Annotated in this window: 15 protein-coding genes and 1 riboswitch; of the genes, 3 read left to right on the top strand and 12 right to left on the bottom strand. The window is 50.1% G+C overall.

All coding sequences use genetic code 11. From position 1 onward, the window contains the following. Nucleotides 1–2 precede the first annotated feature (2 nt). Nucleotides 3–3,527, bottom strand: a complete 3,525-nt coding sequence (locus ACTQ3K_RS04000) for a DUF5717 family protein (protein WP_441565974.1) — start codon at nucleotides 3,525–3,527, stop codon at nucleotides 3–5. A 161-nt stretch (nucleotides 3,528–3,688) separates the two neighbouring features. Between ACTQ3K_RS04000 and ACTQ3K_RS03995 the strand changes: the two genes are divergently transcribed. Next, complete coding sequence (locus ACTQ3K_RS03995; RefSeq protein WP_441565975.1) at nucleotides 3,689–4,189, top strand: HD domain-containing protein; 501 nt, start codon at nucleotides 3,689–3,691, stop codon at nucleotides 4,187–4,189. Between the two features lie 91 nt (nucleotides 4,190–4,280). On the opposite strand, the gene ACTQ3K_RS03990 is transcribed toward ACTQ3K_RS03995, so the two are convergent. Then, complete coding sequence (locus tag ACTQ3K_RS03990; protein ID WP_441565976.1) at nucleotides 4,281–5,153, bottom strand: LicD family protein; 873 nt, start codon at nucleotides 5,151–5,153, stop codon at nucleotides 4,281–4,283. A gap of 223 nt (nucleotides 5,154–5,376) precedes the next feature. Between ACTQ3K_RS03990 and ACTQ3K_RS03985 the strand changes: the two genes are divergently transcribed. After that, nucleotides 5,377–6,699, top strand: a complete 1,323-nt coding sequence (locus tag ACTQ3K_RS03985; RefSeq protein WP_441565977.1) for a replication-associated recombination protein A — start codon at nucleotides 5,377–5,379, stop codon at nucleotides 6,697–6,699. Here ACTQ3K_RS03985 and ACTQ3K_RS03980 read toward each other — a convergent pair. From ACTQ3K_RS03980 to ACTQ3K_RS03965, 4 genes are all read right to left on the bottom strand, one after another. Continuing rightward, nucleotides 6,696–7,430, bottom strand: a complete 735-nt coding sequence (locus tag ACTQ3K_RS03980) for a polysaccharide deacetylase family protein (RefSeq protein WP_441565978.1) — start codon at nucleotides 7,428–7,430, stop codon at nucleotides 6,696–6,698. The genes ACTQ3K_RS03985 and ACTQ3K_RS03980 overlap by 4 nt on opposite strands. Before the next feature lie 66 nt (nucleotides 7,431–7,496). Then, complete coding sequence (locus ACTQ3K_RS03975; protein ID WP_441565979.1) at nucleotides 7,497–7,673, bottom strand: DUF4250 domain-containing protein; 177 nt, start codon at nucleotides 7,671–7,673, stop codon at nucleotides 7,497–7,499. A 17-nt stretch (nucleotides 7,674–7,690) separates the two neighbouring features. After that, complete coding sequence (clpB, locus tag ACTQ3K_RS03970; RefSeq protein WP_441565980.1) at nucleotides 7,691–10,282, bottom strand: ATP-dependent chaperone ClpB; 2,592 nt, start codon at nucleotides 10,280–10,282, stop codon at nucleotides 7,691–7,693. Nucleotides 10,283–10,854: 572 nt separating this feature from the next. After that, complete coding sequence (locus tag ACTQ3K_RS03965; protein WP_441565981.1) at nucleotides 10,855–11,160, bottom strand: hypothetical protein; 306 nt, start codon at nucleotides 11,158–11,160, stop codon at nucleotides 10,855–10,857. Nucleotides 11,161–11,304: 144 nt separating this feature from the next. Between ACTQ3K_RS03965 and ACTQ3K_RS03960 the strand changes: the two genes are divergently transcribed. Beyond that, nucleotides 11,305–11,460, top strand: coding sequence for a rubredoxin (locus ACTQ3K_RS03960; protein WP_441565982.1), 156 nt, complete (start codon nucleotides 11,305–11,307; stop codon nucleotides 11,458–11,460). A gap of 160 nt (nucleotides 11,461–11,620) precedes the next feature. Here the strand turns inward: ACTQ3K_RS03960 and ACTQ3K_RS03955 are convergent, their stop codons facing one another. The 6 genes from ACTQ3K_RS03955 to mgtE form a co-directional block, all read right to left on the bottom strand. Then, on the bottom strand, nucleotides 11,621–17,701 hold the full coding sequence (locus ACTQ3K_RS03955) for a bacterial Ig-like domain-containing protein (RefSeq protein WP_441565983.1): 6,081 nt from the start codon (nucleotides 17,699–17,701) through the stop codon (nucleotides 11,621–11,623). Between the two features lie 211 nt (nucleotides 17,702–17,912). Continuing rightward, nucleotides 17,913–18,096, bottom strand: a riboswitch (cobalamin riboswitch). Nucleotides 18,097–18,184: 88 nt separating this feature from the next. After that, the gene (locus tag ACTQ3K_RS03950) at nucleotides 18,185–19,573 is read right to left on the bottom strand and encodes an MATE family efflux transporter (protein ID WP_441565984.1); all 1,389 of its coding nucleotides are present in this window, start codon (nucleotides 19,571–19,573) and stop codon (nucleotides 18,185–18,187) included. 285 nt (nucleotides 19,574–19,858) lie between these two features. Beyond that, nucleotides 19,859–20,896 carry a DnaJ C-terminal domain-containing protein gene (locus ACTQ3K_RS03945; RefSeq protein ID WP_441565985.1) on the bottom strand — a complete coding sequence of 346 codons (1,038 nt, stop codon included), beginning with the start codon at nucleotides 20,894–20,896 and terminating at the stop codon, nucleotides 19,859–19,861. A gap of 96 nt (nucleotides 20,897–20,992) precedes the next feature. After that, nucleotides 20,993–21,586, bottom strand: a complete 594-nt coding sequence (locus ACTQ3K_RS03940) for a 50S ribosomal protein L25 (protein ID WP_441565986.1) — start codon at nucleotides 21,584–21,586, stop codon at nucleotides 20,993–20,995. Between the two features lie 129 nt (nucleotides 21,587–21,715). After that, nucleotides 21,716–22,180, bottom strand: a complete 465-nt coding sequence (locus tag ACTQ3K_RS03935) for an Hsp20/alpha crystallin family protein (RefSeq protein WP_441565987.1) — start codon at nucleotides 22,178–22,180, stop codon at nucleotides 21,716–21,718. A 274-nt stretch (nucleotides 22,181–22,454) separates the two neighbouring features. After that, on the bottom strand, nucleotides 22,455–23,846 hold the full coding sequence (gene mgtE, locus ACTQ3K_RS03930; protein ID WP_441565988.1) for a magnesium transporter: 1,392 nt from the start codon (nucleotides 23,844–23,846) through the stop codon (nucleotides 22,455–22,457). Nucleotides 23,847–24,167 lie beyond the last annotated feature (321 nt).

The raw sequence follows: 24,167 nt of genomic DNA, 5'->3' as shown, positions 1-24,167 counted from the left end.
AACTACAAAGACTGAAACAGCTTTTCCGTCAGTTCATCACGGACCGCATAAGTCATCATGCGTTCCTTTAATGAGTCATCTCCACCGGCAAAGGCGCGAAGGATTTCGTCGAGCCGGCCGGCCCTTCCCTCCCTGGTCTGGCCGTCATCCGGATAAGCGACGCTTCCTTTGTTCAGGAGTGCTCCGTCTCCGTCCCTAATCTCATACTCCATTGTTTCCCCGTAAAACAGTGATACCAGCTTCACAAAATACCCATCAAACATATGGGGGATCTGTTCCGGCGCAAGCTTCGTTCCGTCCGGCTCCAGCGTTTCATGGATCCAGATCTGATCCGACCGCTTTCCATGATACTCAATCACACATTTCCCGCGGATTGCATCCGGAAGCCGGATTATCCCTTCCAGCTTCTGATAATAGGAAAACAGGATCCTCTTCTGATACAATTCCTCAATCATACTCCGGCAAAGGGCCTTCTGCTGATCCGTCAAGCTCTCTGCCTCACTGTAATACTTCGTCAGCGCCAGCAGGCAGATCTCCGGAAGTCCATGCTTTCCCTCATCTTCTTCCGCCTGTACTTCCAGCCATGCCGCAGTCTCCGGCTCCCAGTCCTCGGCGCCCTCAAAGTATCTCCGGCTCTTCACCGCCAGATATGCCCGTACCAGCATTTCCTCGACGGACTTTCCCTCCATATAGATCCGGAATACCTGATCCAGATACGTCACGCTTCCGTCAAACAGCATCTGCGCCAGCAGACGCTCCGGAAGATCACCGCAGGGAACATGCCCTGCCCAGGCCTCCCGCAGGATGCGGTACATGGACATGGAAAGCCCGTTGTAATGGCTGCATAAATATTCCAGGATCACATCATCGCTGCGTCCCGCGTCAAAACAGAACCACGCCATTTCCAGCAGCATGGAGTCCTTCTCAAACAGCCGCTTCACGATCATCCGTGAAGTCAGCTTCAGGATCCGGCTGATCTTCAGATTCCGATAGCCGTATCGAAGCACCATCTTATAGGCATCTTCATAAAAATCCTTGGTGATCAGCGCATCCATGACCTTGTTCCGGTCATCGGGGCGCAGTAATTTCTTATCGATCCCCAGAAGATATTCATCACAGGCATCGCTTTCCTCGATCCGATAATAATAGGAAATGATCTCCGAAACCAAATATCTCCGGAACAGCTCCTCCAGCTCATCCTCCTGCGATACCTCTTTTAACAGGGCAATCTCCGACGCCGTATAATTGCCCTTTTCCAGGATTTTCCGACACTGTCCCAGACGAAGCATCTCATGAGCGGGGTACAGCTTTCTGGTTTTTTCCTCCAGCTCCGGCACTTCCATCATGGGCTCTTCTTCATAACAGATACTTCCGTACCGGTTTCCGTGATCATCCTGGAAAAACACATGAGCATTTTCCAGATAAACCGGCACATACGCCCGTCCATTCCGCAGCGGTACCGCCGTCTCTCCCTGCATTTCCTCATATGCTACGATCACCTGGCACATGGCCGGATCCGCACAGCGGATCTCTCTGGCATACAGAAGTCTCGGAAGCACCTTTGCAATCCGTTCATCCACCATTTCCGGCAGGATCATCCTGCTGTAAATCTTCGCCAGATCCCGGTTCATGTGGCACCGGAACAGCTGGTCGACCGCAAATGCCTCAATCTGATTTTCATATGCCCGGAAGATTTCCGTATCCTCCCGCATATAAGTCAGCACATTCAGATACAGCGCTGCCTGCGTCCGGTAATCCAGCGTATTATTATAGGAAAAATACAACAGCAGGATCCGCGGCAGTGCTCCCTCATGATCTGCCGGAAGCGCATACAGATAATATTCATACAGTCTCGTTAAATGAATATCCTCGTTCACGCCCTTCTCATACCAGTGAAAAGCCTCTTCATCCCGGCAGTCTCTGCGGATCAGCAGTGCACACACCGCCGTCAGTGCCTCTTCAGACGGGAAGAGCTCATATAATTTTTTCAACAGCCGCAGACAGATTCCCGGCCCTTTTTTCATCTGGATCGCCAGACGCGCCACTGCTTTGGCCGCTTCTTTATCCAGCTGTCCGTACCGCAGCCCGAACCAGAGACTCTGAAGCTCGAAATCCTCCAGTACCCGCAGAAGTCCCGGATTTCTTTTTATGATCCGGCAGGCCGCCAGATACAGATACGGACTCCGGCTCCCGCGTCGGAAATGACCCTTCAATCTGGAAAGGGCCAGGCTGTCGTTTTCCTGCAGCTCCGGATCGGTCTGCATAAGAATAAAGAAGGCCATATCCGGTGCGGTTCCATCCTCATAATAACGGCGCAGAAGCTTCACCATGGTCTGGCGCTGTACCGGCTCCTTACTCTCCTTCGCCTTCAGATACATATAATAACAGTAGGAAGCCACATCCTTGTCCCGGTTATCCAGGATCTTTTCCTTTGCGTCCTCCAGATATTCTCTTGCCTGCTCCGCCTTATCCTGCAGAAGCGCTGTGTCCGCCTGATACAGGCGGATCAGCTCCGGATACGGTGCTTCGCTGTATGCCCGCGCCAGCGCCGACTGCATAGAAACAAGCACAGGCTGTTCCTCATACTCGCCCGCCATCTGCTTTAAATAACAGGTGTAAAACTGGAGCATGTCCCGCTCATAGGAGCTCCTGATTTCCCGCTCCGGATCTCCCGGAAGCTTCACATGGACCGGGATCCGTAGCTCTTCATAAAGCCCTCTGATCCGAAGCTCCCCATAATTATTTCCCGCATGGAGAAGCTCCAGCCGTACCGCATAACGGACTTCTGCTCCTTCTCCTGCAAAGTCACTGCCCGCGATCCTGTCCTGCTCCGGAACCAGCCACTCCGAATCGGAAGTTACTTCCGCCCAAGTATATCCCCGGCCGCTCGGTTTCACCAGTATCCGATCCGAAAAGGATTCTTCCGGAAGCAGATACTCCTTTTTGTCCTCCGACCAGGTCAGGTGAACCGGACGCTTTGCTCCGGAGGCCGTAAGGAATTCCTCCATGGCATTCCTTCGGTCACCATGTCCCCAGAGCTCCTCGTAAATCGTCCGTACACACATGTCCTGCATAAACGGCAGCTTTTTTAACTCATGGGATTCAAACAGGCGCAGTGCCTCTTCCGGATTTGTTTCCGCATAAGACACAAAGTCCGAAAGCTCCGTGAGCTGCTGTCCCTCCGGGTCTGCCGCACAGACATGGAACACATACGGAAGCCGGTACTCCCCCGCGCTGCATACGATCTGAAATTCTCCCTGCAGATCCGCATCTGCACCGGCAGAATCCACCTCGTATACGATCCGACAGTCTTTTCCCATAAAATTATCATTTATGGGACTTACCCGCTGGTCAGTCGAATAAACCAGACCCTTCACCGGCCGTCCATGATCCTCAGCGATCCGGAACTCGCCCCGTTTTCTGTCGTCCAATGCCACACTGTCCTCGATTTTTACAGCAGAAAAAGAAACCTGGAGTTCTTCCTCCTCCAAGATTCCTTTCGCGAGACGGTTGATCTTTTCTTTCATATGTTCGCTGTCACCTGCCTTACCCGTACCGTTTGCTTCCTTTATCTTAGCATAAAATGCCATACTTCGCACTAGAAAACCATTTTTTTAGCAAAAAAACTTGGATTTTTTCCTCATCTCATGGTATGCTATAAGAAACGGAACAGAAAGGGGCTTTTCATATGACTCAGAAAGATCAGTTTACCGCCATTCTTCATGAAATGACCTCTTTTTATCGGGAAACCCCCGCCAGAGTCAATCACTTTTTAAAGGTCTGGTCCTTTGCCAGACAGATTGGACTCTCCGAGAAGCTTTCCGATGAAATGCAGTTTCTTCTGGAGATCACAGCACTCATGCACGACATCGGGATCAAGCCAAGCGAAGAAAAATATCATTCTTCCGCCGGAAACTACCAGGAGCTTGAAGGCCCTGTTATCGCGGCTCCGATGCTTGAAAAATATGGGTTCACCGCAGCACAGATCGACCGGATCTGCTATCTGATCGGTCATCATCACACATACCATGATATCCGCGATCTGGATTATCAGATCCTGGTAGAAGCCGACTTTCTGGTGAACATTTTTGAGGAAAACCAGTCCCGCCCTGCCATCGAAAGCGTCCGCGAAAAAATCTTCCGGACCACCGAAGGACTCTGGCTCCTGGACACCCTCTATCTCTCTTAGCTTCCCGAAGTCACCGTTTTTATAATCATTGACATTTTCCTATGGCAGCCGGTCCAACATTCCCCCCTTCTCTGCCGGCTGCCTCTTTGTATTATTTTTTCTCTTCCGCCCGATTTACCCCATCCCCGAAATCAAGAATATACGGATAGTGCGTCTTTCGTTTCTCCACCGGCGGCAGTATCATATAATCTCCGTAAAAATTCCGGAGCATTCCATCGATATTCTTCGGAAAGTTCAATTTCAGATCTTCAAAATCATACTGTACCAGCGGATACGTTTCCGCCTTTTCAATGGTATTCCAGTTGGGATCGGTATCGCAGGGGAAGCCCATACGCTTTGTTTCCTGATTTTCATACTTCCGGCACTGGTTTTTACAGCGACGGTACAGCCACTGCGGCGAAATATGAAACAGCTTCATGACGCCGGACACAAAGCCGCAGATCCCCTGTGCCGCGGACCGCTTCCAGCCGGTCAGGCTCATATAAGGGTGGGGAATACTCCGCAGGATCAGAAGCTTGCTCCAAAACCAGGCACTCCAGACCTGGCGGTTGTAAGCAAACTTACCGTCCGCCAGATTATCATACGGATACAGATCCAGAAAAATCCCGAAATTACAGGTTACATCTTTAATCGCTTCTTCCACAAACCGCGTACCCTTCCGACACAGTCTGGTGGTCATCAGCGGATATGCCGGATCATGCTCCGTATTGAGGACATAATACTTGTCGGCATACTGCTTCTCAATGATCGCCATAGCCTTTTCAAAATCCGCCCGCGGCATGGCCACATCAATGTCATCGTCCCAGGGAATAAACCCGCCGTGACGGATCGCCCCGATTCCGGTTCCCGCAAATCCAAAATAGCGAAGCCCGTTCTCCTCGCAGACATCCATGAAATCCCGCAGGATCTCCAGCTCCATCTGCTGCACCTGCTTTAAAATCTCCGGTTCATAAAATTTACTCATCGTCCGTTCTCCTCTTCAAAAAGCAGGCTCTGCTCCCGCCATTTTTCTGTTCTTCTATCCTACCACGGCAGGCACATTTTTTCCACAGGCTTTTTAACTCCCGCAGCGGCGATATGCCGGGAAGCTGCTCGAAAATTCTATATTAAATTCATCTTGCTATCCTGCTCCTCATGCGCTATAATGGTCTGCAAGAACATATGTTTGAATGCAACAGGAGGCAGTTATGGATCTGTTTGATTATATGAGACAAACCACCCAGAAGCAGGAGGCGCCTCTGGCCGCCCGCATGCGCCCGACTACCCTGGAGGAGATCGTTGGCCAGAAGCATATTATCGGTAAAGGAACACTGCTCTACCGAGCCATTGCCGCCGATAAGCTAAGCTCGATTATCCTCTACGGCCCGCCCGGAACGGGAAAGACCACCATCGCGCGTGTCATCGCCAATACTACAAAAGCGTCCTTTACCCAGATCAACGCCACCTCCGCCGGAAAAAAAGACATGGAGGAGGTCGTTTCCAGGGCAAAGGACGCCCTCGGTATGTACGGAAAGAAAACGATCCTGTTCATTGACGAGATCCATCGCTTTAATAAGGGACAGCAGGACTATCTGCTGCCGTTTGTGGAAGACGGAACCCTGATCCTCATCGGTGCCACCACAGAAAATCCTTACTTCGAGGTCAACGGTGCGCTGATCTCCCGCTCTATTATTTTTCAGCTGGAAAGCCTGACGCCGGCCGACATCGAAGAGCTTTTAATCAGAGCTTTGACCGATAAGGAAAAGGGGCTGGGAGCGCTGAATGTCACTGCCGACAAGGAAGCCCTTTCATTTCTCGCAGATATCTGCGGCGGAGACGCCAGAAGTGCGTTAAACGCCCTGGAGCTCGGAGCGCTTTCCACTCCGAAAAATGAGGACGGAAGGATCCATATTACACTCGATGTGGCACAGGAATGTATCCAGAAGCGCGCTGTCAGCTACGACAAGACCGGGGATAACCACTATGATACCATCTCCGCTTTTATTAAAAGCATGCGTGGCTCCGATCCGGACGCGGCTGTTTACTATCTGGCACGCATGCTCTATGCCGGGGAAGATATCAAGTTCATTGCCCGTCGGATCATGATCTGTGCGGCCGAGGATGTGGGAAATGCCGATCCCCAGGCGATCCAGGTAGCTGCTGCCGCTGCCCAGGTGGTAGAACGTGTCGGGATGCCGGAGGCAAGGATTCCCTTATCTCAGGCAGCTATTTATGTTGCCTGTGCACCTAAAAGCAACGCCTGCTATATGGCCATTGATGCTGCCCTGGAGCGGGTGGCTTCCGAAAAGATCAAAACCGTTCCGCCCCATCTTCAGGATTCCCATTACAGCGGAGCCGCCAAGCTGGGACATGGGCTGGATTATCAGTACGCCCACAACTTCCCGAACCATTATGTGAAACAGCAGTATCTGCCCGATGAAGTGGTCGGAACGACCTTCTATCACCCCACCGATCTCGGCTACGAAAAAAAGCTCGGAGAATGGCTGGACTGGCTGAAAAAAGAGGATTAATCCGGTATCAGGAAATCTGCCGTCACGAATTCATAACCTTCTTCTTTCAAGGCATCCACAATCCGAAACGCTGCTTCCACCGAGGTTTCATATATATCATGGAGCAGAACGATGCTGCCATCCTTTACATGGGACAGCACATGAGCAGTTACCGTATCTGTGTTTTTTACCTCCCAGTCTCTGGGATCCACTGTCCACCCTGCCTCGGTCATCCAGACCTCCTGCTCCAGTTCCCGATTCCAGGAGCCGTAGGGCGGACGGATATATTCCACCGGGACTCCCGTGACAGCCTCAATTTTCTCATTGGTACGCCGAATTTCGGATAAAGCCTCCGGAAGCGGCAGCTTTGTCAGCTCCACATGCGTATCGGTATGGCTTCCGATCAGATGTCCGTCCTGTACCATGCGCCTCACCGTCTCCTCCCGCCCCGCCAGGTTTTCCCCGATCAGAAAAAAAGTGGCACGGACCTCCCGCTCCCGAAGCCCCTCCAGCAGTTTATCTGTGTAAGGACCCGGACCGTCATCAAAGGTCAGTGCCACCTGTTTCTTTACTTCTGTATTGAGTTTTGTAATACTTTTCAGATCAGCTGCTTCCAAAGCATCCTGTCTCCTGCCAGCCGCTTCCGAGACGCTCTCGCCCTGTCTCCCACTGTTCTGCCGGATCTTCTGAGCCCCGATCAGGCTTACGGTCAGCAGAGCCGCCAATATCACTGTCACGCTGCGCTTCTGCAACTTTGTCCTCCAAAAGAAGCCTTATACTATTCTATGCGGTCAATATTCCACCGGTTCCATGAATCATTAAACAAACTGATTCGTTTCCGGATCATATTCATACTCTATTCCTGCCAGCGTTTCCCGAAGCTCCGCCTCGGAAACGTCTGCCTCCCGGCAGAACGCTTCCAGAGTCGGATAAAAATCGCGAAGCTTCGTATTCACAACGCTTAACAGGATCATGGGATCCTTGGGTAAATCCATGATCGTCTCCTTCCTGCTTAGTGAGCTTCCACAGAAGCGGTCAGTGTGCCATCCTTCACATCCATCACGATGGTATCTCCGGCGCGTACCTTATCGGCAAGGATCAGCGTTGCCGCCTGGGTCTCCACATGCTTCTGGAGGAACCGCTTTAATGGTCTTGCACCGTAAACCGGGTCGTAACCATGCTCCACAATGTAATCCTCCGCCGCCTTTGTCAGACGGATGGAAATCTCTCTGTCTTCCAGACGTCTGTTGACATCTGCCACCATCAGATTGATGATATGGCTGATGTTGTCCCTGGTCAACGGCTTGAACATAATGATCTCATCCAGCCGGTTTAAAAATTCCGGACGGAAGTGATTCTTCAGCTCATCCATGACAAGCTTCTCATTCTCCGGACGGATATTTCCGGCCTCATCAATACCTTCCAGCAGATAGGAAGAGCCTAAGTTGGAGGTCATGATAAGAATCGTGTTTTTAAAGTCCACGGTCCGGCCCTGAGAATCCGTGATCCGGCCATCGTCCAGCACCTGAAGCAATACGTTAAACACATCCGGATGTGCTTTCTCGATCTCATCGAACAGCACCACCGAGTACGGTTTTCTCCGGACAGCCTCGGTAAGCTGACCACCCTCATCGTAACCAACATATCCCGGAGGCGCTCCGATCAGTCTGGATACGGAGTATTTCTCCATATATTCACTCATATCGATCCGAACCATATTCGATTCATCATCGAACAGAGCTGCTGCAAGCGCTTTGGCCAGTTCCGTTTTTCCGACACCGGTAGGTCCCAGGAACAGGAACGAACCGATGGGCTTCGTAGGATCCTTGATCCCGGCCTTGGAACGGATAATGGCCTCCGTCACCTTGGTCACACCCTCGTCCTGACCGATGACTCTCTTATGAAGCTCGTCTGCCAGATGGAGCGTCTTATTCCGCTCGCTCTCGTTGAGCTTTGCCACCGGAATTCCGGTCCAGCGGGAAACGATCCGTGCGATCTCGTCCTCGGTAACGGCCTCATGAACCAGCGACAGATCCTCGCCTTTGACCTTCTCTTCCTCAATCTCCAGCTGTTTCTGCAGCTTCGGCAGTTCGCCGTAACGAATCCGTCCGGCTTCTTCCAGTTCGTGGTTCCGCTCTGCGATTTCCGCCTTGCTGTTCAGATCATCGATCTGCTCACGAAGCTTCCGAAGCTTCTCCACCGAATTCTTTTCGTTATCCCACTGTGCCTTCTTCTGGCCGAACTCTTCCTTCAGATCAGCCAGTTCTTTCTGAAGCACTGTCAGACGCTCCCGGCTCAGATTATCTGTTTCTTTTTTCAGAGCTGCTTCCTCGATCTCCAGCTGCGTTACCTTTCTGGAGAGTTCATCCAGCTCGGTCGGCATGGAATCCAGCTCGGTCTTAATGAGGGCGCATGCCTCATCCACCAGGTCAATGGCTTTATCCGGCAGAAACCGATCGGAAATATAGCGGTTGGAAAGTACCGCCGCGCTTACCAGCGCCGAGTCGGTGATCTTTACGCCGTGGTATACTTCATAACGGTCTTTTAACCCTCTCAGGATCGAGATGGTGTCCTCCACCGTCGGCTCATCCACCATAACGGGCTGGAACCGCCGCTCCAGAGCTGCATCCTTTTCAATATATTTCCGGTATTCATCAAGGGTTGTTGCACCAATACAGTGCAGCTCGCCTCTCGCCAGCATGGGCTTTAACATGTTGCCGGCATCCATGGCGCCATCCGTCTTTCCGGCACCAACGATCAGATGAAGCTCATCTACGAAGAGGATGATCTTGCCTTCGCTCTTCTTTACTTCCTCCAGAACAGCCTTCAGACGCTCCTCAAATTCTCCACGGTACTTGGCACCGGCTACCAGTGCGCCCATATCCAGGGAGAATACAATCTTATCCTTCAGGCCCTCCGGCACATCACCGCGGACGATCCGCTGCGCCAGGCCCTCCACAACAGCCGTCTTGCCGACACCGGGTTCACCGATGAGCACCGGGTTATTCTTAGTCTTTCTGGACAGGATCCGAATCACATTCCGGATCTCGCTGTCACGGCCGATCACCGGGTCAAGCTCCTGCTTTCTTGCACGCTCCACCAGATCGGTTCCGTACTTCGCAAGGGTATCATACGTTGCCTCCGGATTATCGGTTGTTACCCGCTGGTTTCCACGGACCGTAGAAAGCACCTGTAAAAACCGGTCTCTGGTGATCCCAAACTCCTTAAAGAGTTCCTTAACACCCTTATTGGCGTATTTGATCAGCGCCAGGAACAGATGCTCCACAGAAACGTATTCGTCTCCCATCTGCTTTGCCTCGTCCTCCGCATTGACCAGAACCTTATTTAAATCATTGCTGACATAAAGCTTCGTGTCACCGGACACTTTTACTTTCTTATTTAATGCTTCTTCCACCCGGTTCATAAAGTATTCCGGCTGGATCTCCATTTTCACCAGAAGCTTTTTAATCAGGCTGTCGTCCAGCGTCAGCAGGCTGGAGAGCAGATGCTCCTGATCGATCTCCTGATTTCCGTATTCATAAGCCAGCTTCTCACAGTTCTGTACAGCCAGCATGGAATTCTGGGTAAATTTATTGATGTTCATAAGGACACCTCCTTACCATTTCTTTGTTCTACACGAACTATAACACACATTATTAGCACTGTCAAGAGGTGAGTGCTAATTCTTTTGTGAAGATTGTGTGAACGCTGCGAGCCATGCAAAGCAGCAAAAATAACGCCCTGCAAGTTTACTTGCGAGGACGTCTTTTTTTGCTATTTTACAGGGCGACAACCCGACAGCGAGGGGATTTATTCCCGAGCTGTGCATGGCGTATCGCGTAGCTTCACAGGGATTTTCACTTACTTTCGCACTCGATTTTCTTGATTTGACCACATTTTTACGATAAATTCTTGGAAAAATATATTCGTCTGATTTTCTTACCACATTTTACGGCAACGACTTCTGGTTTATACCACAGCAGGTACGATTTCCGGCAGGTTCATTTTAAACATCTCATTCTCCACATGAGACTTTTCCGCAATATAATTATAGACATTCATGGTGATCTGTGCATCTGAATGTTCTTCGCTCCGCTACGGTCGGTGCTAAACGGATGTCCACTGGACATCCAGCACCCCATGACATACTGCATAACTTTGGGATTGACATTGTTTTCACCCAGTCTGGTACATCCCGTATGACGAAGGGTATGCGATGAAATAGGAGGCATCAGCTCTGGCTCTACGATGTTTTACATCTAAAATCTCTACTGTTTCAGCAGTAGTAATAGAACCATTTTCCAATACATATTTATAGATTTGTTGTTCCTGTTCACTATCCGGCATTTTTTTCATAGTATCCGGCACTTCATTGTCACTATCCGGCACTTTATCAATAGTATCCGGCACTTTAATGGCGTTATTGAGATCATTGAGGTCAACAGTGCCGTCAACCTGACCTCGATAAATATTGATACGCAAATCAACTTCGCTGCCAATAAACTCCGGCTTCCAGCCGCTTTCAAGGCTTTACCGTGAATAATCATTGACATTCTCTGCTTTATCCTATATAATATAAATATAATAACAGTAATCATTATCATTTTTTTGAAGGAGGACACAACTATGAAGTATATTTGTGATGTATGCGGCTGGGAATATGATGAGGAAGCTGGATATCCGGAAGGAGGGATCGCACCCGGAACGAAGTGGGAAGATGTTCCCGAAGATTTTGAATGTCCACTGTGTAGCGTTGGAAAAGATCAGTTTTCGGAAGAATAATCTGTCGTTTCTTTCGATATAGGAATCCCCGTCACAGTCCACGTCCCCGGTTCGGCGCAGGCAGCTTCTGTATGTACCTGCCGCCGGACCAGGGTGGACCGGGCGGGGATTTCTTTTATTATTCTTTTATTATTCTTCTATTATTCTTCTATTATTTCTTTTAGTTCTGGTTTGCGGTTACAAAATCCAGCAGCGCAATGGCATCTACCAGAGTAATCTGACCGTCTCCGTCCATATCACCGACTGCCAGCAGTATGTCATTTTCTCCGGCAGTTACCTGATCCAGCAAACGGATGGCATCTGCCAGAGTGACCTGACCGTCCCCATTCACATCGCCCAGAAGACCTGCGCCCTTGCCGACAGTTACCTTGCAGCGGGCAGGAACAACCGGAGCACTCTTATAGGTGGTGTTTCCAGATCCGGCCCAGCCTGCACAGGTATAATCACAGATTCCGCTTACCTCAATGGTATAAACCTCATCCTTCGGGAAGGTCAGCGTAAACTGTCCATTCTCATCGGTGGTCGCTGTCAGACCTTCCACTACAGCTCCGTTATGGTCATAAACCGTTACGGTCGCACCGACGGGTGCGGCAATCACGTTGGTGACATTCTCATTGTCCCACTTGCCGCTGTTCATGACACTCACTCCGGTTACGGTGAATGTCGTTGCTGTACCGGGATCAGCCGTGTAGCTATCGCTGTCAAAGTAGGTATACAGATCAGAATACATGGTCGTATCCACATACTCATACAGTGCCATATCATCTCCGTTATGAATTTCTTCTGTAGTGCCGAATACCCAGGAGTGGTTCAGAACATACGATACCATTCCGGTGTTAACACCCCAAACCCTGGTAATCCAGCCGCTTTCCGTATCTGCATAACCGTCTGTCCCGCCATTATAATACTCCCTATGCATGGATCGGAACGCGTCGCTCATGGTAAACTTTCCATCACCGTTGGTATCATATACCGTAACAGGAGCTTTACTTAACAGCGTTCCCTCGGAACCAGACACAAATGCACCGCCTCTGCTGTAGGATACCGTTACCTGAATAGATTCTCCGTCATCCGTATCCTTCTTGTTTACAGTGACCGCAATCTTTGCAGCTGCGATTCCGTCAACTGCATCTGCTCCGGCATAGGAAATGGTAATTTCAGTATCGTCAGTCGTCAGATGGCCGGTCGGTGCATAGCTGTAATTGGTGGTTTCTTCGATGGTGCCGTCCTGATAGGTGATCTCCACACTCATGCCGGCAGGATCAAACAGCTCACCCTCGGTGTACTCGGTTTTTGCGGGCATCTTTGTCACTGCAATAGATGCCACCTTGCTGAGCTGGATTGGAACGGAAGCAGTCTTTCCGTTGTAGCTTACCTCAACGCTCTCGGTATCCGCTGCAATGGTGGTCGGTGCAACGGTGTAATCCGTTACTTCCCTGGTGGTACCATCGCTGTAAGCTGCCGTTACTACCATGCCGGCAGGATCAAAGGTATCGCCTGCGCGGTATACGGTCTTGGTCGGAGGTGTTGTCACCTCGATCTTCTCAACCTGTGCTTCCTTCACCTGAACAGCAACTTCTGCTGTCTTGGTTTCCTTGCCCTGCGTATAGGTGATGGTTACCTTCTGCTCTCCTGCCTCAGTAAACGCATCCTGGCTGAATGTATAGCCATCGATCTCTCTGGTAATGGTTCCGTTACTGCTCGTATAAGAAGCAGTTACGGTCATGCCGGCGGGATCAAATGCTTCGCCTACATGGTACTCGGTCTTGGAAGGCTGAGCCGTTACCTCAATCTTATCCAGAGTACCGACGGTGATGGAAAGATCCGGCAGCTTGCCCATGTATGCCAGCGTGTTCGGAGATAAGTTGCCCCAGGTCTTTACGCCGGCACGGTGTCCGCCGAAGTCGGCACCGAATCCGGCTACGTTGAATGTACCATTGGAAAGAACAAACTGGTCACCCTGGAAATCCTCCGGAACGGTCAGTGCATCCTTCACACTAACGATCGGATTGTTATAACCGGAAGCATCGGTTTCCTCTTCCACCAGGTTCGTAATGGTCTGCTTTTCCGCAGTGGAACCAAAGAAGTAATAGCCGTAGGAACCGCGGGCAGTTCCGGCAATCTTACCGTCCATGCCGCTGATGCTGCGGTACATGGCTGCTGCATCTGTGTTGTACAGACTCATTCTTGTTACCGGGTTGAACAGCGTATCAAAGGTTACAGATACATTCTCACCGGGGGCAACCACTGCATCCTCCAGAGACTTTCCATTTACTTTGACAGAGATCTGTTTTCCGGTGATCACCTGATACTCGGCATTTCCGTTCTTTTCAACCTTGACGATGTTTCTGCCGTTTGTCAGCGGTACGGTGTAGCTTCCGTCCTCGTTGGCGCTCAGTGTCTTAAATCCACTGAAGCTTAACGAATTTGCACCCATTGTCGGGTTGGCAACAGATACGCTCACGCCCTCGGTTTCCGGAGTGAACTGATACTCACCCTGGTCACCGGTGAAGTAAATGGGATCCAGCTCGGCATCAATGGCGGCGCCTGCTTCCTTGCTGGTATCCTTGTTCAGATCTGCATTGAGTGTCATTCCAGTCTTGATGCCGCTGTTTCCGGCGTCAACCGAAACAACAAATACTCCGGTATCCTCCGGCCAGATTGCACCGTAGAAACCGTTAGGATCGTAATTGTCGTAGGAATACTTGATCTCATCATGGTAGTTCAGGGTCATGGAATCATAAGTTACCAGAACGATCGCCGTGCCTGCTCCTACTGCGGTCACAGTACCGTCGCTGTTTACCTTGATGACACTGTCGCTTGCCTGTCCGTCCAGATCAACGACCTGATAATGGAAATCAGGCTGGATCAGACGGTAATCTTTGCCCAGAACCCAGGTAACATTGCTGCCCCACCAGTTACGCTGTGCATTCAGCTGGTAGCTGCTGCCGGCGTCAAGCTTCAGATAACCCTGTGCGTTTACATTGAGGTACAGGTCACCCATGTTTGCGCCGCCATTGGATGCTGTGTTCCGGTCGATCGTTGTCTTGGAAGCACCGGAGGGATTTAACATCTCTGCGGTTACGACCTTGCGCTCGGTGCTGCCGTCTGCCACGGTTCCGTTATAAGTTACATAGGAATCGCCGGCAACGCGGTAGAACATCTTGTCTGTGATCGCAATGTGGAACTGATAATCAACGGTTCCGTCTTCCTGTACAGCGGTTCCGTCAGGCTTGTATTCATTTACGATCCCATCAGACATCTGCTCACAGATGAAAACCTCTGCATCCGACGGTGCATTGACAGTGAAGCAGCCTGCTGCCATCTCTGCAGAAAGCTTCAGGACAGATGCGTCCTTTTCCGCGGTCACATCCTGTTTTCGATACTCCATAAGGTTATGTGCTGCCCGATATTCTGCGGACGGAACAAGTGTCATGTAGTAGGTCTGGGAATCATTGACGCTGATCAGCGCCGGGTAAACGGCATAACCGTCTGCGTTGGTATACGCATCGCCCATGGTCACAGCGCTTACTTCATTTGTCAGTCCTGCAATGAAATCCTTTGCTTCCGCTTTCCTGCCGCCAAACTCGTTTGACGCGGAAACCTCTGCAAGTCGCAGGGTCACGCGGGCGGTCTTTCCGTCCACGGAGGCTGCCGCGCTGTTCGGGAAGCTGAAGGCTCCGCCGCCAAGGCTCTTTCCGTCTGCGCTTACCGCACGGTAGGAATACGTTCCTTCGGAAGCAGTAAACTCATAAATATCATAAAGCTGGTTGCTTTCTGTGTCACGGGTGATGCCGGAAACAGCACTGTCTGCCGCAAAGGTGTCCTTTTCGGATTCATCCTTTCCGGTTGTAGGATATACAGTCAGGCCGTTCTCTCCAACAGTGTTCTTCGGAACATAAAGTTCAACACTGTAAACTGGTTTTGTTACGGTTACTTCACAGGTTGCTGTTACCTTATTATTTTTTGCATCGGTCGCTGTCGCTGTGATCGTTGCGCTTCCTGTCTTCAGGCCGGTGATTTTTCCGTCTTCTACGCTGACCGTCTTCGGATCGGAGCTTTCCCATGTGATTGTTGTCAGGGAGGTCTCCGGAACAACCGCTGCCTCCAGGGTCATGCTGTCGCCCCTGGTCAGCTCCGTCTTATTGGTGGAAAGCGTGAGTCCGGTTACCGGAATATCGGCGCTCTGGATCACCACCGGACACTCCCAGATTACCGGGTTATTCTGGAAATTCGTGGAGATGGTCAGCTTCGCGGTTCCTGTTTTAACAGCTGTGATCTTGTACTGAACCACTGCATTTTTGGCCGTCCAGGGATTTACGGTTTTTGTTACCATCTCAACCTTAAAAATATCCTCGTCGGAAGAGACTGCCGTTACCTTATACCGATCCCGGTCAAGCGGGCTCGGTACATTGACTGCATCAAACTCCTTCGTTTCCCCCGCAGTAACCTTCAGGACGTTCGCATTGATCTTGCTGGCAACTGTCATCTTATAGGAAACGCTTACTTCAGCGTATCTTCCGTCGCCGGTCCTTACCGTATAGGCAACAGATCTGTTCTGATTCCAGGGGCTGTATGTAACCAGACCGGTATGCTCATTAACAACACTGGAATTGCTTGTTCCAAGCGTACTGTCTCCGCCGGACCAGAACACACTCTTAACCGCCGGATCGCCGGATGCGGAAAGCTGTACCTCTGCCGGCTCTGTTCCAAAAAATGCTTTTGCAGAGTTAACAGTCGTCTCTGATGCAGATGCGTCCAGAGTTCCCTTTAGCTGGTAAACGGTCTGTGCCGTCTTACCGGTTGCTGTGTTCATGACCACAAGGATCTTTCCGTTATTGCCGGAGGGACGTTTCTTCATCTTCACCTTGTTTGTCATCTGTGTTTCATCTGTTGTAAGACGGGCATTGTAGCTTCCAAGCAGATGCTCCTCATCGGCCGTCTCGCCATCATAAACAGAAACTGCTGCGATGAGGTAATCCGGCAATGCCTGATCTACAGTCGTTCCTACATTCAGGTACCAGGTATCCCCCTCGGAAGGGAGCGCATACTCTTTCACTTCCAGACCGGTGACGTTATAAGGGCTCTCGAATACGGCACGATAAAAAGTATCCGCAGTCAGAGTTACCTGAGTTTCTGTTCCGCCCTCGATGGCTGTCCAGGTCTCTCCGTCCGAAGACTGCTCCCAATGAGAAAACTGATACAGAGAATCCGCTTTTGCCCGCAGCGTATGAGTTTCACCATCAGCACGAACCTGCTGTACCTTTCCTCCGGTGGAATCTGTCATGGTGATCTTATAAGCCATATCTGTCTTCGCTTCAAAGACAGGGATTACCTTAAGAACGCTTAATGCACCTTCATCGACTTTTTCACCTGCAAACTGAAGCCGGTACTGACTTTTTAAATTATAAGTTTCACGGTACATGGAGAAATACCAGCCATCTCCATTTATAAAGCTCTTCCAGCCATTCGCCTCGGTAGGAACCGCATTGATCGCACTCTCCTGATCGGCTGTCCCGGAATAGAAAGTACCATCGATCTGCCATCCGCAGAACGCATACTTATCTGTGTCATAGGTACCTTCATAAAATCTCGCCAGCTCACCCGTATAAGTTCCGACACCGGTAATCTTTCTGGGAAGAGCATTATTTCCTCCGTATAACTGGATTGCTGATACAGTCGCATCGGAAATCAGAGTTCCGTCACTCTGGCGCAGCATGGGCTTTTCGATCAGCAGACCAGGACGTTCACCGGTTTTAAATACAATTGTTGCTACATACGAATAAACCGTCGTCGGCGTCATACCCTCGGTAAGCCCCTTGTTTGTTACGGCCGCACGGTAATATTTCGTCTCACCCGCCTTAATATCCGGAGTATAGTAGCTGTACAGATTCGAATTGAATGCTGCAGACGCGTCTTCGATATCCGTAAAGTTGATTCCATCATCCGAAACCTGCCAGTTTACAGTCAGCGTATCGACCGTATAGGATGAATTGTCCCGCTTAATTTCTACCCACAGCTGTTTTGCTGCACCATCGTCCGCTTCATAATACGTCGCTGAACTGTTTTTCAGGTTATTCCAGCTGTCAAACTTTGGTGCCGGAGCTGTAGCCGTTTCTTCGTCACTCTGAACAGCTGCCGATATCTGTCCGGACTCCGCAGCCGATGTAACTGATACCATGCCAAAGGCCATGACCAGCACAAGCAGCAGTGACAGAAGTTTTCTGCTTCTCTTTTTCATATGTTCCTCCTTTTCATTTCATACTGTCTGACGTTTTCCCCGTTCTGCGGGTAATCCACGTTCAGACGCCATAAGTGGTTCATTTATATCAACCGAAAGCTGTTCGCGGAAATCATCCGATTCCTTCAATGTCATTTTTTACCGCCTTGTGTCAAACCCATTTACCGGTTTATGGCACAAAAAATAAACCTCCGATTTGCTTTCGGACATTTATGCTGAAGCTCCAGCCGCCTGTATTCTGACTCAAGGTTCAATCCTACTTGCTGTCCCTTCCCGATTTCTCAGTGGATCTGACAGCGTTCGTCCCTATTACAGCGGAGAGAAACCGTACCGGAATCACACCGGACTTCCCGAACAGGTCATTTAAGAACTGTTCTGCTGCTGTTCAAACGCTTCTGATTATTCTATTATTTTTTCTCTACAATCCTTTTGTTAATACAAGGAGCCTGGCAGCCTGCTACCATTTTCCCTGTTTGCCTCTCATCATAACACATCCTTTTTCTGCGTGCAAGTTTCCTTTCCGCAATTCTGCGGATTTTTTCTCCCTGTCACTCTGAAAAAGGTAAATACAAATACTCCCCCCTTTATCATCGATGTGATCGAAAGTGCCCACCAGATTCCCGACAGACCGAGAGCGGTCTTACTGAGAAAGACTGCAAGCGGAATTCTTGCACTGGTAAAGATAATGCTGATGATGCTGCACAGCTTTGTCCTTCCAAGTCCGGACAACGCTCCTACCGTGGTAAGCTCCACGCATAAGAAGGCCTCGCTGAACCCGACGATCACCAGATAATCGACAGCTGTCTTAATCGCTTTCGGCTCATAGAAAAAGACACCTGCGATGGCTCCGGGCGCCAGCACAAACGCAAGGTTGATCAACAGCCCCCAGGCCCCTACTGTCCAGAGGGATGCCCGATAGCCTTTCTTCACCCGCTCCATCTTTCCGGCTCCATAATTCTGTGCCACGAAAGCGTTAAGAGCCGATGAAAATCCGTCTGCCGTATTCCAGGAAATGGATTCGATCTGTCCGCCCACCCGCTGAGTGGCAACAGCTTCTGCTCCGAACGCGGAAACCATACGGGTCAGCACCATGGAAATCGCGCAGTAGGCCATGCCCTGGATCGCCGTGGGAATTCCGATCCGGCAGATCCCCACCAGCTGTTCCTTCGGAATTTTTGCAAACAGGCGGCTTCCCTTCAGCACATTTTCCCGGTTTTTCCGCAGGATCCCCAGAAGCATGATGCTCATGACAATGGCCTGCGCCGTCACAGTGGCAATGGCAGCCCCGGCGGCTCCCAGCTTCGGAAACGGTCCCATGCCCAGGATCAGAACCGGATCCAGGATCATATTGGCCGCCAGACCGATAAGATTGGCAAAAAACGGCGTCTTGGAATCCCCCTGTGCGGTATAAAGGCCGGTAAGGGTCAGGCTCAGAAACGAGAACACGATCAGTCCGCAGGCAATTCTGGTATAGGAAAGCGCCGCATCCAGCGCCTCTTTATCCTGTAGCTGAAAAAAGCCCACCAGCGGTTTTGTGAAAATCAGACAGACTGCAGCAAATAACAGCCCCATGAGAATCGAAAGCTGCAGGGCCGCCTGGGCATAGCAATGTGCCTTTTCCCGGTCTCTGCGCCCAATGCACTGAGCCGTCTGGACCTGTCCGCCCATACGCGCCATGGAGGCCAGCCCCTGAGACAGCCAGGTGAACATGCCTCCGACGCCGACACCGGCTACGGCCTTTGAGCCGAGCTGCCCGATCCAGGCCATGTCGGTGATATTATATAAAGTTCCCAGAAAGGACGATGCCATAATGGGGATCGCCAGTCTGGTCAAGGTTTTTAAAATAGGTCCCGTAGTTAAATTTTCTTTCATGCGGTCGAATTCCTGTCTTTTTTTGTTTTTGACTGCCGCGCTGTCTGGTCTGTCATTTTTTATGAGAAGACTGTTTAAGCAGCTCGGTGCCTCCTTTCCATTATACCCTTTTATACCCGATATGCCAGCATTTTCCGACAGAAATTCTGCAATTTCCATGTTCATCCCGTTATCCTCCGCCGGAAGCATCCGTGCAGACAGACTCACAGGAGTACGTTCCTTTGAAACAAAACAAAGTCCCGCCAGTAATACACCGGGGGACTCCGTTTCTTCCTATTGATTCAATTATGCCGCACTGCTGGTGCTTCCTTTTCCGCCAAGCAATGCATCCAGCTCCTGAAGTTTCTTCTTTACCTCAGGACTTACATTCTTCGGTACCTCGATCTCCACCACTGCATACTGGTCTCCGTGGACAGACGGATTCTTCATGGAAACAATTCCCTTTCCTCTGAGACGGATCTTGGAACCGGACTGTGTTCCCGGACGGATCTTGCACAGAACATTTCCGTAAATGGTCTGTACCATAGTCTCTCCGCCGAGCACTGCGGTCGTAAAGGGGATTTTGACCATGGTATACACATCCATGCCCTCTCTGCGGAAGCCCGGTTTCTCCTGTACCTGAACCTTCAGAAGAAGATCTCCGGCGCCGCCGGCTCCGGGCATTCCTTTTCCTTTCAGACGGATCGTCTTTCCGGATTCGATCCCGGCAGGGATATTGACCTCGTAGGATTTTATTCCAGAATCGCTTTTTAAATGGATGGTCTTCTTTCCGCCGAAGGCTGCCTCATCAAAGGTGACTTCCACCTCGGCCGTCAGATCCCGGCCCTTCCGGGTTTCGCCAAAATCATCTGCTCCAAAGCCGCTGAACCTGCCGCTACTTCCGTTTCCGAAATCTTCATAGAAATTTCCGCTTCCGTCGCTACTGTAGCTCCGGTAGAAATGCTTTCCGCTTCCCTTTGATCCGCCGCGGAAAGATTTCCCGAATATATTTCCGAAAAGATCATCCATATCCTCCGGATTACCCTCAAAATGCCAGCTCTGATACCCGCCGCCGGGATTTGCTCCTCCTGTGTCTCCTGCCTGAGCAGAACCGTCAAAGGCCGCATGACCGAACTGGTCATATAATTTTCTCTTTTCCTTATCGCCGAGCACTGCATAGGCTTCTGACACCTCCGCAAATGCCTCCGCCGCCTTTTTATCTCCGGCATTGGAATCCGGATGATACTTCTTTGCCAGCTTCCGGTATGCCCTCTTAATGGCGGCTTCATCGGCGTTTCTGTCGACACCGAGTACCTCATAATAGTCTCTCTTCGTCAAGGACATCACCCTCTCTCTCTTTTTCTGTCATAATAATATAGATATAAAGGAGAGTAGGACTTTCTCCTGCTCTCCCTTGTCTTTTTTTCGTATCCTGCCGCTTTATTCCTCTGTCGTTTCTTCGTCTGCATCGGCATCTTCCGGAACTGCTGCGTTATGAACCGCTGTTACAGTTGCAACTACAGCATCAAGATCCGTTGTAATATGAACATCCTTGTCGGCTGCCAGCGTCAGATCCTTTACCCGGATCACATCACCGATCTTCATTTCACCGACATCAACCTTTACCTTGTCAACAAGAGCTGCCGGAAGAGCCTTGTACGCAATCTCCTCCAGGTTGATCTGAAGAACGCCCTCGGCAATCTTCTCATGATTCTCAAATACCAGCTCTGCAACGGAATGAACCATCTCGTTGCTTACCAGTGCCTGAAAATCAATCTCATCAATCCGGCCTGCCGTCGGATTGAACAAAACATCCTTAATCAGCACATCGTACTGGGTTCCATCCACATCCAGCATGATCTGGCTTCCCTTTCCATCGGTCTTCAGAAGCTTTTCCACTTCCTTCTTGCCCATCTTTACGGGAATCGAACCCTTAATTTCTCTTCCGAACACGTTGCCTACGACGTATCCCTCTCTTCTCAGCTTCTTTGCTTTGACGTCCATGGTTCTCTTTTCAGCTTTTAAAGTATTCATTTTATCTTTTCCTCCAAATCTGATTGATCTCCTTAGCAGCCTTCGACAAGAGGTATGTTAAGTATCGTTATTTTATTCCTCAGCTCCGGCGCGTCAAACACGCCGGAGTCGATTCATTAACCCTGAGGCTTATCCCTCAATGGCAATGTACTTGTTTTCGGTTACAGGCTTTACTTCCTTCTTCGGAACAAACAGGGTTAAAATACCATGCTTAAACTCGCCCTTGATATCCTCGTTTGTCAGGCCCTCGCCCACATAAAAGCTTCTTGTGCAGGCGCCTGCATAACGTTCTCTCCGAATGTACCGGCCGGTATCTTTTTCCTTTTCGTCCTTGTCAAGACCCTTTTCAGCGCTGATGGTCAGATAACCATCCTCCAGAGCAACCTTGACTTCTTCTTTCTTGAAGCCGGGCAGATCAACCACCAGTTCGTAACCGTTATCCATTTCCTTGATATCGGTTTTCATAACGTGATCAGCTTTTCTTCCGTAAAGCTTCTTCTCTGTGTTTCTCAATGCTTTATCATCATAGAACGGAAAACCGCCATCAAAGAAATCATCAAATAAGTTTTCTCCAAAAATACTAGGCATTAACATAAGTCATCTCTCCTTTTATACCTTGCTTTTCTGGAACCGGAAGGCTTTTCGGAACCGCTCCGGAGCTATGTATCATTTCAGGCTCCTTATCTTGTTCCCCTTCCTTTGTTCTACGTGTAATATAGCACGCATTATTAGCAATGTCAAGAGGTGAGTGCTAATTTTTTGTGAAGATTTTGTGAACACGATAAACCACATACATAAGAAGAAAGACCCAAACCACAACGGTTTGAGCCTTTCTTCTCTCATATAAAATTTTATGACTTTCCTTTATTTATCCGGCCATGTGGAACATTTCAATTAAGAACATCCAGCTCAGTCCATAGTAGCTTATAACGGCAACCAGGTCGTTGACCGTCGTGATCAGCGGGCCGGATGCCACTGCCGGGTCCACATGGATCTTTTTGAAAAACAGCGGGATGCACGTTCCGACGGCACTGGAAATCACCATTGCCAGAAGAAGCGCCGTTCCGATGCATGCTGATACCGCATAAGCAAACAGAAGCGTTTTTCCTTTAAAGAAGAAAATATACAGTCCGATCAGGATGAACGACAGGAGCCCCAGCAGTGCACCGTTGCAGAACCCGATCCTGGTTTCTTTCCATACCAGCCCCAGCTTCTGCTTTCCGGTCAGGGATTCGTCCATCAGGACGCGGATCGTCACAGCCAGCGACTGGGTTCCGACGTTTCCTGCCATATCAAGGATCAGCGACTGGAAGCTCATGATGATCGGGAGGGCCACCACGACCTTTTCAAAAGCACCGACCACCGATGATACCACCATGCCAAGCCCCAGCAGAATGATCAGCCAGGGGAGACGTTTTTTCATACTCTGGACCAGCGGTTCCTTTAAATCTTCCTCCGCCGTCAGACCTGCCAGCTTTGCGTAATCCTCACCCATCTCATCATCGACCAGGTCGATGATGCTGGCAGATGTGATCACACCGAGGATCTGGTTATCGTTATCCAGAACAGGAACCGAATCCTCCGAATAATCCTTCAGTTCTTCAATACAGTCATCGATGGCCTCTTCCGCATACACATACGGATAGGAGGTCACTACAAGATCCTCCAGGGTGTCGCCCTGCCTGGCGATGATCAGCTCCTTCAGATCAATGGCTCCGTAGAACTTCTGCTGATCCGTCACCACAAAAATCGTGGAAATATTATCATTTTTTGCCGCCTGGGAGATCAGGCTGCTCATCGCCTGCTTCACCGTCAGCTTCGAGGAGATCACAATATAATTTGTGGTCATGCGGCTTCCGATCTCATCCTCATCATAGGATGCGATCACCTCGATATCATGCCGCACCTCCGGCTCCAGCAGATCAATTAAGATCTTCTTCCGGTCTTTGTCCAGTTTTTGAAGGACATCCGCCAGGGCATTTGTCTCCATGCGGGAAAGGATCGCCGCCGCTTTTTTGACATCGATCTCACCCAGGTACGCCGCTGCGTTGTCCTCTTCCGTATACTCAAAAATATTGGAGAGCATATCGGTATCCAGAATCCGATATAATTTACATCGTTCCGAAACCGTCATTTCCGGCAGTGCGTCTGCCAGATCGTTCTCGTGAAAATCCTCCAGTCTGCTGCTCATGACAGCCGGGGAGGCATTGCTTCGCACGATCTTCAGGATCTCCTGTGTGTAATCCTGTGCACGTTCCATATTCTTATCCTCCTTGTTCCAGTCCGGTTTTCATAGGATAAGAAAGAAAAAGAATCAGAAATCAGACGACGACAGAACGGCCGAAAGCCCGCTGTGTTCTTTTTATTTCCCGTCCTATGCTGCTACTTCGCCCGTGAGAATCACAGCCGTCCATTCTGTCCACCTGCCTTTCCTGTAAATTTTTGTAACGCTTCTGAGCCAGGCTCTGAAGCGTTTTAATTATTTGAATTTTTCCATATTCCAGTTTTATTTTAAACGTTCAAAACAGAAAAATCAAGCTGAAATACCCTATAGAATATGTAAAAATTCAGGGCCTATAAA

Source organism: Candidatus Paralachnospira sp. LCP21S3_A2 (assembly GCF_052118925.1).
Lineage (GTDB): Bacteria > Bacillota > Clostridia > Lachnospirales > Lachnospiraceae > Lientehia.
Note: the sequence above shows the minus strand (reverse complement) of the source record. Positions and strands in the feature narration are given on the sequence as shown.

Excerpts from the sequence above, each read along its gene's own strand:
- ACTQ3K_RS04000 (WP_441565974.1), bottom strand. The coding sequence starts at position 3,527 with ATGAAAGAAAAGATCAACCGTCTCGCGAAAGGAATCTTGGAGGAGGAA.
- ACTQ3K_RS03995 (WP_441565975.1), top strand. The coding sequence starts at position 3,689 with ATGACTCAGAAAGATCAGTTTACCGCCATTCTTCATGAAATGACCTCT.
- ACTQ3K_RS03990 (WP_441565976.1), bottom strand. The coding sequence starts at position 5,153 with ATGAGTAAATTTTATGAACCGGAGATTTTAAAGCAGGTGCAGCAGATG.
- ACTQ3K_RS03985 (WP_441565977.1), top strand. The coding sequence starts at position 5,377 with ATGGATCTGTTTGATTATATGAGACAAACCACCCAGAAGCAGGAGGCG.
- ACTQ3K_RS03975 (WP_441565979.1), bottom strand. The coding sequence starts at position 7,673 with ATGGATTTACCCAAGGATCCCATGATCCTGTTAAGCGTTGTGAATACG.
- clpB (WP_441565980.1), bottom strand. The coding sequence starts at position 10,282 with ATGAACATCAATAAATTTACCCAGAATTCCATGCTGGCTGTACAGAAC.
- ACTQ3K_RS03960 (WP_441565982.1), top strand. The coding sequence starts at position 11,305 with ATGAAGTATATTTGTGATGTATGCGGCTGGGAATATGATGAGGAAGCT.
- ACTQ3K_RS03955 (WP_441565983.1), bottom strand. The coding sequence starts at position 17,701 with ATGAAAAAGAGAAGCAGAAAACTTCTGTCACTGCTGCTTGTGCTGGTC.
- ACTQ3K_RS03950 (WP_441565984.1), bottom strand. The coding sequence starts at position 19,573 with ATGAAAGAAAATTTAACTACGGGACCTATTTTAAAAACCTTGACCAGA.
- ACTQ3K_RS03945 (WP_441565985.1), bottom strand. The coding sequence starts at position 20,896 with ATGTCCTTGACGAAGAGAGACTATTATGAGGTACTCGGTGTCGACAGA.
- ACTQ3K_RS03940 (WP_441565986.1), bottom strand. The coding sequence starts at position 21,586 with ATGAATACTTTAAAAGCTGAAAAGAGAACCATGGACGTCAAAGCAAAG.
- ACTQ3K_RS03935 (WP_441565987.1), bottom strand. The coding sequence starts at position 22,180 with ATGTTAATGCCTAGTATTTTTGGAGAAAACTTATTTGATGATTTCTTT.
- mgtE (WP_441565988.1), bottom strand. The coding sequence starts at position 23,846 with ATGGAACGTGCACAGGATTACACACAGGAGATCCTGAAGATCGTGCGA.